The following is a 12,553-nucleotide window of genomic DNA, read 5'->3' on the forward strand; positions in this document are numbered from 1 at the left end:
CGGACTCAGCCGGCGGCAAAACTTTCGAGCGCCGGGCCGGACAGACGATAGCGCGTCCATTCGGTCAGCGGCTCGGCACCGATCGCCTGATAGGCCTTGATCGCCGGTTCATTCCAGTCGAGCACGCTCCACTCGAAGCGGCCGCATCCCTTTTCCACCGCGATCCGCGCCAGATAGCGCAGCATCAGTCGGCCGGCACCGGTTCCGCGCTGTTCGGGCGTGACATAGAGGTCTTCGAGATAAAGGCCGTTGCGAGCCTGCCAGGTCGAATAGCTGAAGAACCAGACGGCAAAACCGACGGGAACGCCGTCGCGCTCGCAGATCGCCGCATGCGAAACGGAATTCGGACCGAACAGGGATTGGGCGACGGATTCGACCGTCGCCTCGACTTCGTGGCCGGCGTTTTCATAAATTGCCAGTTCGGTGATGAAGCGCAGGATAGTTCCTGCGTCGGCTTGTGTCGCCTCGCGAATATCAAACATCGGCGATCAGAAGATATCCCACCACTTCTTGCCGCTGTTGGCAATCGCGGCTTCCTTCTTGCGGCGGCGCGCCTTGACCTGCTCCGGCTCGCCGAGATCCGCCACTGCCTCTTCCGGCATCTTGCGGTATTCGAGCGGCGGGTCACTCAGGAACCGGCGCTTGTCGGCATAGGCGCCCATCTGGAGCTTGCGGGCTTCGCGATAAGCCTCCTGCTGTTCCTTGGCGGTCAGGCGACGGCTATTGGCGCCCGATTTGGCCAGCGGCGAAACGTAGGTCGGGCTGTCGGCATTGGCATCGGCTTCGTCGCGCAGGCGCTGACGCGTTTCTTCCGGCGACTCAAGCCACTGCGGGTTGTCCTTGGCAAGGCTCTGCTGTGGCTGCACCAGCGCGGCGGTCTCGCTCGATGGAGGCAGGACGAGGCCGGGCCGCGGCTGGTATTTGAGGTTCTTGGGCTTGGTCGTCTCGCCAATGCTGACGGCACTGCCGAGGTCGTCCATCAGGTGTTCACCGGCGGTCTTGTCGGTGCCGTAGGTCGGGCCGCCAATGCAGCCGGTCAGGACGAGGCTGCCAGCCACAACGCCGAAAATACCGGCATACACTCGAAACTCTCGCGTCATTCCCATGAAAACCCTTCCAGCGGCGCCGGCACGATCGATCTCTGAGGCGGCATTGCTGCGCCCTTGACGGATAAATCCGCCGATTTTCAGGCAGGTTCTACCGGATGAGCGGCAAAAGAGCAATTCACCCGGCAGACTATCCATCTAAGAAGCGAAGCCAAGCTCGCGCAGCGCCGCCGCATCGCGGGCGGACACATCCGGGAAAGCCGGATCAGAGCCAACATCGGCGGTAATCCGCCAGGAGCGGGCGCATTTGACGCCTTCTGCGAGTTTGGGCTCGACGCTGACCGTCGACAGGTCGTCCAGGCGGAAGGCGCCTTCCGGCCCCTTGCCATCGACGACCGTGATGCCGGAGGTGATGCAGATTTCAGCGAAATCCTGACCATCCAGCGCCTGCAGCAGACCCGCGTCGGCGATGTAGACCACCGGCGCAGCCTCGAGTGAGGAGCCGATACGCTTGTCGCGGCGCTCGACCTCAAGCGCGCCGGTGACCGCCCGGCGCACGTCACGGACCTTCTTCCACTTCTCGGCCAGAGCCTCGTCGCGCCATTCCGCCGGCACGATCGGAAACTGCTCCAGATGGACGGAAACCGCCGACGGATCGCGCGACAGCCAGGCCTCTTCAGCCGTGAAGGGCAGAACCGGCGCAAGCCAGATCACAAGGCAGTCGAACAGCTTGCGGATGACCGCGAGGCTGGCGCGGCGGCGCAGGCTCGACGGCGCATCGCAATAGAGCGCGTCCTTGCGGATATCGAAATAGAAGGCCGAAAGCTCGACATTCGAAAAATCGATCAGCGCACGGGCAATGCGCTTGAAGTCGAAGGCGTCGTAACCATCGCGCACGATCCGTTCGAGTTCGGTCAGGCGATGCAGCATCAGTCGCTCGAGTTCGGGCATGTCGTTGAAGGCGATGTCTTCTTGCCTGTCATGCGCCAGCGTGCCGAGCATCCAGCGGATGGTGTTGCGCAGTTTGCGGTAGGCGTCGATGTTGGTCTGGATGATCGTCTTGCCGACCCGCAGATCTTCCGCATAGTCGGAGGTCGCAACCCACAGGCGCAAGATATCGGCGCCGGCGTCCTTCATGACCTCCTGCGGCGATGTGACATTGCCCTTGGACTTCGACATCTTCTCGCCCTTCTCGTCCATGGTGAAGCCATGGGTGATAACGGCGTTGTAGGGCGCGCGGCCGCGCGTCGCGGCACTTTCGAGCAGCGAGGAATGGAACCAGCCGCGATGCTGGTCGGAACCTTCGAGATAGACATCGGCCGGCCATTTCAGGTCGGGGCGGTCTTCCAAGGTGAAGGTGTGCGTCGAGCCTGAATCGAACCAGACGTCGAGGATATCCATCACCTGCGTCCAACGGCCATGATCATGGTCGTTGCCGAGAAAACGCTCCTTGGCGCCTCTAGCGAACCAGGCATCGGCGCCTTCCTTTTCGAAGGCTTCGAGGATGCGGGCGTTAACGGCCTCATCGACCAGCACTTCGCCCTTCTCGTCGGCGAAGACGGCGATCGGCACGCCCCAGGCGCGCTGACGGGAAAGCACCCAGTCCGGACGGTTCTCGATCATCGCGCGCAGGCGGTTCTGGCCGGCAGCGGGCACGAAGCGGGTCTCGTCGATGGCAGACAGCGCGCGCGAACGCAGCGTCGTGCCGTCGGCAAGATCCTTGTCCATATAGACGAACCATTGCGGCGTGTTGCGGAAGATCACCGGCTTCTTGGACCGCCAGGAATGCGGATAGGTGTGCTTCAGGCGGCCACGGGCAAACAGCGTGTGGCGGGCGATCAGCGCCTTGATGACGCGGTCGTTCGCGTCGCCCTTCTTGCCCGTGTCATCGATGACGCGAGCGGCGCCATTCTCCGCATCCGGACCGAAGCCAGGCGCGTCGGCGGTGTAGAAACCGGCGTCGTCGACAGGGAACGGGATCGTCGAGGAGATGCCGCGCGCTTCGAGCGCCCGGGCATTCTCCATCCAGGCATCGAAGTCCTCGCGGCCGTGGCTGGGAGCCGTATGGACGAAACCGGTGCCGGCGTCGTCGGTGACGTGGTCGCCGTCGAGCAGCGGCACCTGGAAGTCATAGCCGCCACCGAGACCGTGCAGCGGATGGGCGCAGGTCGTGGCCGCCAGTTCGTCGGCGCCGACTTCGCGGACAAATTTGAACGTGACCTTGGCCTTGGTTGCGGCTTCATCGGCAAGACGCCTAGCGAAGATCAGCTTTTCGCCCGGCTGCGGGCCGAAATCGTTCTCGGCGCTCTCAACTTCGAAAAGGCCATAAGGGTAGCGCGAAGAATAGGCGATGGCGCGGTTGCCCGGGATGGTCCAGGGTGTCGTGGTCCAGATGACAACGAAAGCGTCCTTCAGGCTTTCCGGCCCTTCAGCAACCGGAAACTTCACCCAGATCATGTCGCTCTCGACGTCCTGGTACTCGACCTCGGCTTCCGCCAGCGCCGTACGCTCGACGACCGACCACATGATCGGCTTCGAACCGCGATAGAGCTGGCCGGACTTGGCGATCTTCAGGAGTTCGCCGGCGATGCGGGCTTCGGCGTGGAAGGCCATCGTGGTGTAGGGATTGTCGAAATCGCCCTCGATGCCGAGGCGCTTGAATTCTTCCGACTGGATCTTGATCCAGTTGGCGGCGAATTCGCGGCACTCCTTACGGAACTCGTTGACCGGAACCTCGTCCTTGTTCTTGCCCCGGGCGCGATAGGCCTCCTCGATCTTCCATTCGATCGGCAGGCCGTGGCAGTCCCAGCCCGGAACATAGTTGGCGTCATAGCCGCGCATCTGGAACGAGCGGTTGATGATGTCCTTGAGGATCTTGTTCAGCGCATGGCCGATATGGATGTTGCCGTTGGCATAGGGCGGGCCGTCATGCAGCACGAATTTTTCGCGGCCGGCAGCCGAAGCGCGGAGCTTCTTGTAGAGCTCCATCTTCTGCCAGCGGGCAACCGTTTCCGGTTCCTTCTGCGGCAGGCCGGCGCGCATCGGGAATTCGGTCTCGGGCAGATAAAGGGTCTTCGAATAGTCGAGCTTTTCAGCGGTATCGGTCATGGCTTTTGCAATCGTCTCTGAGCGCGTTTCGCCGCGCATGCGAACGGGATATCTTCAAGGGATAGCGGAGGCGCTTCTGTCAAACGCCGAAAACCCGGACCTTCCGGCGGCAGTCAACGCGCTGGGAAGGCCGGGCCAATAATTCGCTGATCTATCATCAATCGACGATATCGGGTCATGGTGGCGGTTGTTTAAGACGTTTTCGGGCGAAAAGGAAGAGGCTTGCGGCTGGCGCTGCAGCTTTGCACACCCCCGTTGCCGTGCCGCCGTCAGCGTGCTTCCTGCCAATTCAGGCTCGACGCAATTTACGCGCCGGGTTTGCCCTGCATCACTGCTCGCAACGCGTCGTTGATGCGATCCTGCCAGCCCGGCCCATCCTTTTGAAAATATTCGAGCACGGCGCTATCGATCTTGATCGAAACAAGCTCCTTGGTCTCCGGCAAAGCTCGCCTTTCGGCGGCAGGCGCTACCGGCTTTTTAGCCGGCTTGAACAATGCTTCAGCGGCATCCATCGGATTTACGGGTCGGCGCGGCGTTGTAGCCATCGAACTCTCATTCCTGTTGGGTTTGTGACTTTGGTCAGGCACAGTACGCGACCAATTTGGTCCGAGGTCAACCAGGTCACGGCTTAAAACGCAATCTGCAGGTCGATCTCGCTGAGCGGCCGCACACCCGAGAGCAATGCCCGCGCCTCGGCCTCATCCTGCTTCATCTGCACCACCAGCGGGTCGAGGCCGTCGAATTTGAGCTCGTCGCGAAGGTGACCGAAGAAGGAGACGGAACAGATTTCGCCGTAGAGATCGCCGGCAAAGTCGAAGACGAAGGTTTCGAGCAGGGGGATGCCATCGCTGTCGACCGTCGGGCGCTTGCCGAAACTGGCAACCCCGTCATGGAGACTGCCGTCGGCCCGGCGGAAGCGCACGGCGTAAATGCCGTTGCGCAATTCGACTTCGGGGGGCAATTGCATGTTGGCTGTGGGATAGCCGAGCGTGCGGCCGAGCTTCTTGCCGCCGATCACTTCGGATTCCACCGTATAGCGATAGCCGAGCATTCCGGCTGCCTCTGCGACGTCACCCTCGCCGAGCAGCCCGCGGATATGACTGGAGGAGATCACCGAGGCGTTTTCGTCGCGAAAAGCATCGACCAGCGTGACGCCAAAACCGTTTTCGCCGCCGGCCGCCATCAGGAAGGCGGGGCCACCTTCCCTGCCCTTGCCGAAATGGAAATCGAAGCCGGTCACGACGTGGCCGGCATGCAGCCAGTCCATTAGCACGGAGCGGATGAAATCGGAGGCGGAAAGCTGTGAAAACGTGTGGTCGAACGGATATTCGATGACGGCGGAAAAGCCCATGCCTTCGAGGATGCGCGCCTTGAGCGGCGCCGGCGTCAGGCGGAAGACCGGCTGGTCCGGGCGAAAGACGGTGCGCGGATGCGGCTCAAAGGTCAGCACCAGGGCGGGAATGCCCCGCGCCCGTGCCTCCTCCAGTGCCCGATTCAACACCGACTGGTGACCACGATGGACGCCGTCGAAATTGCCGATGGCGATGACGCCGCCCCTCAAGGCTTGCGGCAATGGTTCGCGCGTCTCGTTGCGATGGAAAACCGTCATATCCGTCACACCAGTCTGGTCTCTACAGCGCCGCGCGTCTTTTCAGGCGCGCAGAGATCACTGTAACACTTTGAAATGCTGCATAATTTTATCCTTAAATCGATTCCGATTAAGGGAATTATGCAGTAGGCTAGTCCGATCAAGCCAGTCCTTCAGGCCAGTCCTTCAGGCCAGTCTGGTTCAAGCTAGTCTCGTTCAAGCTAGTCTCGTTCAGGCCAGCCTGGGCATCCACCACTTCGGCGTCGCACCCTCGCTTTTCAGGAATGCCGTGAGTTTCGCCTCATCCGTCTTTTCAGCATTCATATACTCGAGCGCATGAATGCCGGCGCTGATATAGAGAATATCGAGGCCGAAATCCTGCGCTCCCTTGACGTCGGTCGGCATGCCGTCGCCGACGGCTACGACCCGCGACAGATCGAGCCCGCCGCGAACGGCCTTGGCCTCCGACAGCGAGGCGCGGTAGATCGGCACGTAGGGCTTTCCGGAAATCCGGGTCTCGCCGCCCAGTTCCGCATAGACCTTGGCGATGGCACCGGCGCAGGGGATCAGCCTGTGGCCGCGTTCGACGACAAGGTCGGGGTTGGCGCAGATGAAGGGCAGCTTGCGTTTGGCCATGCCGGTAAGCGTTGCGCGGTAGTCGTCCGGCGTTTCGGTCTCATCGTCGAAAAAGCCGGCGCAGACGATGATCTCGGCATCCTCGGAAGAAACCATTTCGACACCGAGGCCATCGAGCAGCGGCAGGTCGCGTTCGGCGCCGATGAAATAGATCTTTTTCGGGCCAGCGGCGATCAGTGCGCGGGTGACGTCGCCGGAGGTGACGATCCGGTCATAGGCGCTATCCGGCACGCCGAGGCCGCGGATCTGGACGATGACGCCGGGATGCGGGCGCGGCGAATTGGTGATGAGGACGACGGTCAGCCCCCTGGCCCGGGCTTCCGTCAACGCCTCGCAGGCTTGCTTGAAGGCCGCAACACCATTGTGCAGCACGCCCCAGACATCGCACAGAACGACATCGTAACGTTTGGCGATGTCGCGAAAACTGTTGATCCGAACGGCCATGCTGGCTTCCCGCAGAAAAAATATCCGGCGTGACATCGCAGGCAGGCGCCGAAAATACAAGACTCCTTGCGGAAATTGGCGGCCGAATCCCAAGGATTCGGCCGTAAAACACGGATAGGCCTTTTAAAAGCTGCTGATCAGCCAGCCAGCGCCGGCGCAGACGACAAGCGTGGTTACGATTCCGCGTTTCAGCTTGAAAAGCATGAGAGCGGCCAGAAGCGTCAGCAGGAATGCCGCCGGCTGGAACGTCTGCCAGGCCGGAAGCGGCATCGACAGCGGCCCGGCCACATGCCGGCTTACCTCTGCAAAAAGGATGTGCAGGCCGAACCAGAGCGCCAGGTTGAGGATGACGCCGGTGACCGCCGCCGAGATCGCCGCCAGCGCACCCGAAAGCGCCCTGTTGTTGCGCAAGGTCTCGACATAGGGCGCACCGAGGAAAATCCAAAGGAAGCAGGGAATGAACGTGACCCAGGTGGCAAGCGTCGCTCCGAGAACGCCGGTCCAGAGAGGATCGAGCCCGAGCGGCGCGCGAAAAGCGGCCATGAAGCCGACGAAGGAGAGCACCAGCACCAGAGGGCCAGGCGTCGTTTCGGCCAAGGCCAGACCATCGAGCATTTCACCGGGCCTCAGCCAGTGATAGGTCTCGACCGCCTGCTGGGCGACATAGGCAAGCACGGCATAGGCGCCGCCGAAGGTCACCACCGCCATCTTGGAGAAGAACAGGCCGATGGCAGTATAGACGTTGTCGAAGCCGAGCATTGCGCCGATGACCACGAACGGCGCGACCCAGAGCGCCGCCCAGACGCCGAAAACCCGGACCGCCCTGCCCCAGGACGAGACGACGTCCGGGAAATTGCTGTCGATGACCGAGGGTTGGTCGGCAAGGGCCTGCTTTGCCGCCGCCATCGTTCTCCCTTCCACCGATTGCGCATGGGTGGCGACGTAGCCGGCCACGCCCGCCGCCAGGACGACCAACGGAAACGGCAGATCGAAGAAGAAAAGCGCAGCGAAGGCGAGAGCCGCGACGATCACGGCAAAGCGGGTTTTCACCGCCCGGCGGCCAATGCGGATGACCGCTTCGACGACGATCGCCAGCACCGCCGCCTTCAATCCGAAAAACACAGCGGCGAGCCAATGCGTCTCCTGGAACAGCGCATAGGCAGACGACAGGCCAAGGATGACGAAAAAGCCCGGCAACACGAACAGCGTGCCGGCCACGATGCCGCCACGCGTGCCGTGCAGCAGCCAGCCGACATAGGTGGCAAGCTGCTGCGCTTCGGGGCCAGGCAAAAGCATGCAGAAATTCAAGGCATGCAGGAAGCGGCTCTCGGAAATCCAGCGGCGTTCCTCCACCAGTTCCCTGTGCATCAGGGCGATCTGGCCCGCCGGGCCTCCGAAACTCAAGAGCCCGATCTTCGCCCAGACCCTGGTGGCCTCGGCGAATGTCGGATGTGCCGGTGGCGCCTCAATCTGCACCGCCTCATTCATTGTCTTTGGCCTTCTTCGCGACGTGCTGCACCCACTCGTGTTTTTCCTGCGTGGCATCACGTGCCCAGCGATAGAAGGCGTCGTAAAGTATCATGCCCGCTTCCAGCTGCTCCAGATCGTCGGCAAACATCCGCGAGAGGCCGAGCGACGCAGCGAGCAAACCGGCGGCTTCGGGAACGAGATCGAGCCGGTCGGTATCAGCCCCGCGGACAATCAGGCAGAGATGCTGAAGTGCAGGGAATGAAAGACCAAATTCCTTGACCATCGTGTCGAAGGTGCAGTCCTCGCCCCTATGGCTCCAGAAGACGTCTTCCACATCGAACGGCGTTGCGCCGAAACGCTCCGCAACCGCCTCGACTTCCGGGGCCGCGACGAAGAGAAACGTCGCTGTCGGATCAACAAAGCGGCGGATCAGCCAGGGGCAGGCAATGCGATCGATCTTCGGGCGCGAGCGCGTAACCCAGACCGTTCCGCCATTTGCGTTTTCACCCGGCAGCGCAGCGACTGGAACGAGTGGCAGTTGAGCCGCCTGCCAGGCTTCAAACCCGCCCTCCAGCGTCTCTGCCTCGGCGCCGGCCTTTCGCAGCCAGGCGGCAACACCCTCGCTGAGCTTCTTGCCCTTCTGGCAGACCACAACGACCCAGCGGCCGCGATAATCCGCCCCCCATTGCCGCACGTCGGCGTAAGGACGCCGGAAAGACGCGGGAAGAAGAAGAGGCTGAGCGGCGAAATCCTCATCGTCGCGCACGTCGATAACGACCGGGCCCTTGGGGGTGCCGATCAGGCGGACGAGCTTTTCGGTGGAAATAGCGTTATACGAGGCCATGGTTTACGTCCTTTTCGTGGGATTGGACGCGAAGTGATGGCATGACGCCTCGTGGGGCAGTTCGCAAACCCCATGCAGAAATTAGACAAAAAAGCCGGAACCAAGTCAATCATTTTCGCCGCAAAAGAATCTGCCGGCCCATTCTTGACTCAATCGGCGGCCATCCTTATCTCCGGGTCGCTAGCACTCACACAACAGGAGTGCTAACATCCATCCATCGGGTCGGTTCACGATCCGTGAAGTCATTTGATCGAGGGATTAGACAATGACAAGCACCAATTTCCGTCCTCTGCATGACCGCGTCGTCGTACGCCGCGTCGAGTCTGAAGCCAAGACCAAGGGCGGCATCATCATTCCGGACACCGCCAAGGAAAAGCCGCAGGAAGGCGAAATCGTCGCCGTCGGCACCGGCACCCGTGACGACAAGGGCGCTCTCATCGCTCTCGACGTCAAGGCTGGCGACCGCGTTCTGTTCGGCAAGTGGTCGGGCACCGAAGTCAAGCTCAACGGCGAAGACCTTCTGATCATGAAGGAAGCCGACATCATGGGCGTTATCGGCTGATCCTGGCCGGTTCCCTTCTCTTCAATTCCATAAAACCAATTGGGCACCAGCCCGGGAGTTTTTAAAATGGCAGCCAAAGAAATCAAGTTCGGCCGCACCGCGCGCGAAAAGATGCTGCGCGGCGTCGACATCCTCGCTGACGCAGTCAAGGTAACGCTCGGCCCGAAGGGCCGCAACGTCATCATCGACAAGTCGTTCGGCGCACCGCGCATCACCAAGGACGGCGTTTCCGTCGCCAAGGAAATCGAACTCGAAGACAAGTTCGAGAACATGGGCGCCCAGATGGTCCGCGAAGTTGCTTCGAAGACCAACGACATTGCCGGCGACGGCACCACGACTGCTACGGTTCTCGCCCAGGCCATCGTTCGCGAAGGCGCCAAGAGCGTAGCCGCCGGCATGAACCCGATGGACCTGAAGCGCGGCATCGACCTCGCTGTCACGGCAATCGTCAAGGACATCGTTGCCAAGTCCAAGACGATCAGCACTTCGGAAGAAGTGGCCCAGGTCGGCACGATCTCTGCCAACGGCGAGACGGAAATCGGCCAGTACATCGCTGACGCGATGCAGAAGGTCGGCAATGAAGGCGTCATCACGGTTGAAGAAGCCAAGACCGCCGAGACCGAGCTCGAAGTCGTCGAAGGCATGCAGTTCGACCGTGGCTATCTCAGCCCTTACTTCGTGACCAACCCGGAAAAGATGGTTGCCGAACTGGACGACGCCTACATCCTTCTCCATGAGAAGAAGCTCTCCAACCTGCAGGCAATGCTTCCGGTTCTCGAAGCCGTCGTTCAGACCGGCAAGCCGCTCCTCATCATCTCGGAAGACGTCGAAGGCGAAGCGCTTGCGACCCTCGTCGTCAACAAGCTGCGTGGCGGCCTGAAGATCGCTGCCGTCAAGGCTCCGGGCTTCGGCGATCGCCGCAAGGCCATGCTGGAAGACATCGCGATCCTGACCGGTGGCCAGGTCATTTCCGAAGACATCGGCATCAAGCTCGAAAACGTCACGCTCGAAATGCTCGGCCGTGCGAAGAAGATCTCGATCTCCAAGGAAAACACCACCATCGTCGACGGTCATGGCCAGAAGGCCGAGATCGAAGGCCGCGTTGCCCAGATCAAGGGTCAGATCGAAGAAACCACCTCCGACTACGACCGCGAGAAGCTGCAGGAACGTCTTGCCAAGCTCGCTGGCGGCGTTGCGGTCATCCGCGTCGGCGGTGCGACTGAAATCGAAGTCAAGGAAAAGAAGGACCGTATCGACGACGCTCTCAACGCAACGCGCGCTGCCGTTCAGGAAGGTATCGTTCCTGGTGGTGGTACGGCTCTGCTGCGTGCCTCGATCGTTCTCAACATCAAGGGCGCCAACGACGACCAGACGGCCGGTATCAACATCGTCCGCAAGGCGCTGCAGTCTCTGGTTCGCCAGATCGCCGAGAACGCCGGTGACGAAGGTTCGATCGTGGTCGGCAAGATCCTCGAAAGCGACACCGACAACTACGGCTACAATGCCCAGACCGGCGAATATGGCGACATGATCGCCATGGGTATCGTCGATCCGGTCAAGGTCGTTCGCACCGCTCTGCAGAACGCAGCTTCGGTTGCCGGTCTGCTCGTCACCACCGAAGCCATGATTGCAGAACTTCCGAAGAAGGAATCTGCCGGCGGCGGCATGCCCGACATGGGCGGCATGGGCGGCATGGGCGGCATGATGTGATAAGGCGTCTGCCTTATCACGAATGACGACCATACAGCTTCGCCCATGATCCAAAGTGCTTCAGCGCGCCAAGCGCGCTGAAGTGGCGGCATGGGCGGCATGATGTGATAAGGCGTCTGCCTTATCACGAATGACGACCACAAGGCTTTCCGGCCTTCCGGATTGAGAAAGGGCGGGCCGCAAGGTCCGCCCTTTTTCGATCACGATACAAAAGTTGATGGATGTCCCCAAGAAAGGTCCGCATCTACGGCATTTGGCTCATTGCCTAATCGCATGCGAATCATGTTCTGATTGCACAAATTGAAACGAATGCAATCGTCGATACATGCTTCCAGGCCGCAAAAAGTTTGCCAGAAAGACCATTGAAGCTACAAGTGAACCACAGACCTAGATGCAAGACCTGGAAAAGATAGACAACAGGTTGCTCAATTCTTCTGCACTAACCATGGCCTGAAATCGCTTTTCATCCAAAATCCATGAAGAATATATTTTCATCGCATACAATTTACTTCATCAATGAACGCAATCACGATAGGGATTTAAAATTACGTCTCTTGACGACAGCAGGTTACAGGACTTTAAAAGTATTTTCAGCGTCAATTTTACTTTAAAAAATTGGAAATAGTTTCTTTCAAACCTTTGATGGGAGCAGCGAATGAATTTCGGACGTTGCGCATATTCTGGAGCCGCCCGTGTTTAAGATTGCAACAACGGGCCTTTCTTCATTTCCAGACGCAGATTCCTTTGCCCTTGGCGAAAGCGGGCAGAAGTTGCTGAACCAGTTCTGCTTTTCAGACGAATGGGCCGGCAATCTCTCGAGCGGCCTGTTTCGGCTCGGTGAAACCGCCACGGCGATGCACGGCCTGCGTCAGCCCGAATGCGGCCTGCTCAATCTCGTGCGCTGCTATGACAGCACCGACCGCGATCATGTCTTCCGGCTTTTTGAACAGGCGGCAACGACGTCCTCGTCCTTCTGCTTCTCAACCACCATCATGCTGGAGTCCGGCCAGAAGCAGCCGGTTTTCTGCATTGGTGAATCGAGCGGGCTGGCACAGCGCTATTCCGGGTCGATGCTCGGCGTCTTCTTCTTTCCCCGTTTCCAACTGGAAACAAAGGGACGGATTTTCAGCCACCATTCGTAGGGT

Annotated in this window: 11 protein-coding genes; 3 read left to right on the plus strand and 8 right to left on the minus strand. The window is 60.4% G+C overall.

Features of this window, described 5'->3' with window-relative positions; all coding sequences use genetic code 11:
• Positions 1-5: 5 nt before the first annotated feature.
• The 8 genes from ACSQ2W_RS03395 to ACSQ2W_RS03430 form a co-directional block, all read right to left on the minus strand.
• Positions 6-482: an N-acetyltransferase family protein gene (locus ACSQ2W_RS03395; RefSeq protein ID WP_436084985.1), complete on the minus strand. Its 477-nt coding sequence runs from the start codon at positions 480-482 to the stop codon at positions 6-8.
• A gap of 6 nt (positions 483-488) precedes the next feature.
• On the minus strand, positions 489-1,106 hold the full coding sequence (locus ACSQ2W_RS03400; RefSeq protein ID WP_436084986.1) for a hypothetical protein: 618 nt from the start codon (positions 1,104-1,106) through the stop codon (positions 489-491).
• A 138-nt stretch (positions 1,107-1,244) separates the two neighbouring features.
• The gene (ileS, locus tag ACSQ2W_RS03405) at positions 1,245-4,154 is read right to left on the minus strand and encodes an isoleucine--tRNA ligase (RefSeq protein ID WP_436087666.1); all 2,910 of its coding nucleotides are present in this window, start codon (positions 4,152-4,154) and stop codon (positions 1,245-1,247) included.
• A 305-nt stretch (positions 4,155-4,459) separates the two neighbouring features.
• Entirely contained in the window at positions 4,460-4,699 is a 240-nt protein-coding gene (locus tag ACSQ2W_RS03410; RefSeq protein WP_436084987.1) for a BrnA antitoxin family protein, read from the minus strand.
• 83 nt (positions 4,700-4,782) lie between these two features.
• Positions 4,783-5,763, minus strand: a complete 981-nt coding sequence (locus ACSQ2W_RS03415) for a bifunctional riboflavin kinase/FAD synthetase (protein ID WP_436084988.1) — start codon at positions 5,761-5,763, stop codon at positions 4,783-4,785.
• 210 nt (positions 5,764-5,973) lie between these two features.
• Entirely contained in the window at positions 5,974-6,822 is an 849-nt protein-coding gene (locus ACSQ2W_RS03420; RefSeq protein WP_436084989.1) for a TIGR01459 family HAD-type hydrolase, read from the minus strand.
• Positions 6,823-6,945: 123 nt separating this feature from the next.
• A complete protein-coding gene (gene chrA, locus ACSQ2W_RS03425) occupies positions 6,946-8,310 on the minus strand; it encodes a chromate efflux transporter (RefSeq protein WP_436084990.1) in 1,365 nt (454 codons plus the stop codon).
• Positions 8,303-9,136 carry a chromate resistance protein ChrB domain-containing protein gene (locus ACSQ2W_RS03430; protein ID WP_436084991.1) on the minus strand — a complete coding sequence of 278 codons (834 nt, stop codon included), beginning with the start codon at positions 9,134-9,136 and terminating at the stop codon, positions 8,303-8,305. Before ACSQ2W_RS03430 ends, chrA begins: the two co-directional genes overlap by 8 nt.
• A gap of 265 nt (positions 9,137-9,401) precedes the next feature.
• Between ACSQ2W_RS03430 and groES the strand changes: the two genes are divergently transcribed.
• The 3 genes from groES (at position 9,402) to ACSQ2W_RS03445 (ending at position 12,550) form a co-directional block, all read left to right on the plus strand.
• Positions 9,402-9,698 (plus strand): co-chaperone GroES, encoded by a 297-nt coding sequence (gene groES / locus ACSQ2W_RS03435; RefSeq protein ID WP_037124760.1) that lies wholly within the window; start codon positions 9,402-9,404, stop codon positions 9,696-9,698.
• A gap of 66 nt (positions 9,699-9,764) precedes the next feature.
• Positions 9,765-11,408 carry a chaperonin GroEL gene (gene groL / locus ACSQ2W_RS03440; protein WP_436084992.1) on the plus strand — a complete coding sequence of 548 codons (1,644 nt, stop codon included), beginning with the start codon at positions 9,765-9,767 and terminating at the stop codon, positions 11,406-11,408.
• 692 nt (positions 11,409-12,100) lie between these two features.
• On the plus strand, positions 12,101-12,550 hold the full coding sequence (locus ACSQ2W_RS03445) for a hypothetical protein (protein ID WP_436084993.1): 450 nt from the start codon (positions 12,101-12,103) through the stop codon (positions 12,548-12,550).
• Positions 12,551-12,553: the final 3 nt, after the last annotated feature.

The sequence above is a fragment of the Pararhizobium sp. LjRoot255 genome (assembly GCF_964252905.1).
Classification (GTDB): domain Bacteria; phylum Pseudomonadota; class Alphaproteobacteria; order Rhizobiales; family Rhizobiaceae; genus Pararhizobium.

Coding starts and splice junctions, on each gene's coding strand:
- ACSQ2W_RS03395 (WP_436084985.1), bottom strand. CDS start 482: ATGTTTGATATTCGCGAGGCGACACAAGCCGACGCAGGAACTATCCTG.
- ACSQ2W_RS03400 (WP_436084986.1), bottom strand. CDS start 1,106: ATGGGAATGACGCGAGAGTTTCGAGTGTATGCCGGTATTTTCGGCGTT.
- ileS (WP_436087666.1), bottom strand. CDS start 4,154: ATGACCGATACCGCTGAAAAGCTCGACTATTCGAAGACCCTTTATCTG.
- ACSQ2W_RS03410 (WP_436084987.1), bottom strand. CDS start 4,699: ATGGCTACAACGCCGCGCCGACCCGTAAATCCGATGGATGCCGCTGAA.
- ACSQ2W_RS03415 (WP_436084988.1), bottom strand. CDS start 5,763: ATGACGGTTTTCCATCGCAACGAGACGCGCGAACCATTGCCGCAAGCC.
- ACSQ2W_RS03420 (WP_436084989.1), bottom strand. CDS start 6,822: ATGGCCGTTCGGATCAACAGTTTTCGCGACATCGCCAAACGTTACGAT.
- chrA (WP_436084990.1), bottom strand. CDS start 8,310: ATGAATGAGGCGGTGCAGATTGAGGCGCCACCGGCACATCCGACATTC.
- ACSQ2W_RS03430 (WP_436084991.1), bottom strand. CDS start 9,136: ATGGCCTCGTATAACGCTATTTCCACCGAAAAGCTCGTCCGCCTGATC.
- groES (WP_037124760.1), top strand. CDS start 9,402: ATGACAAGCACCAATTTCCGTCCTCTGCATGACCGCGTCGTCGTACGC.
- groL (WP_436084992.1), top strand. CDS start 9,765: ATGGCAGCCAAAGAAATCAAGTTCGGCCGCACCGCGCGCGAAAAGATG.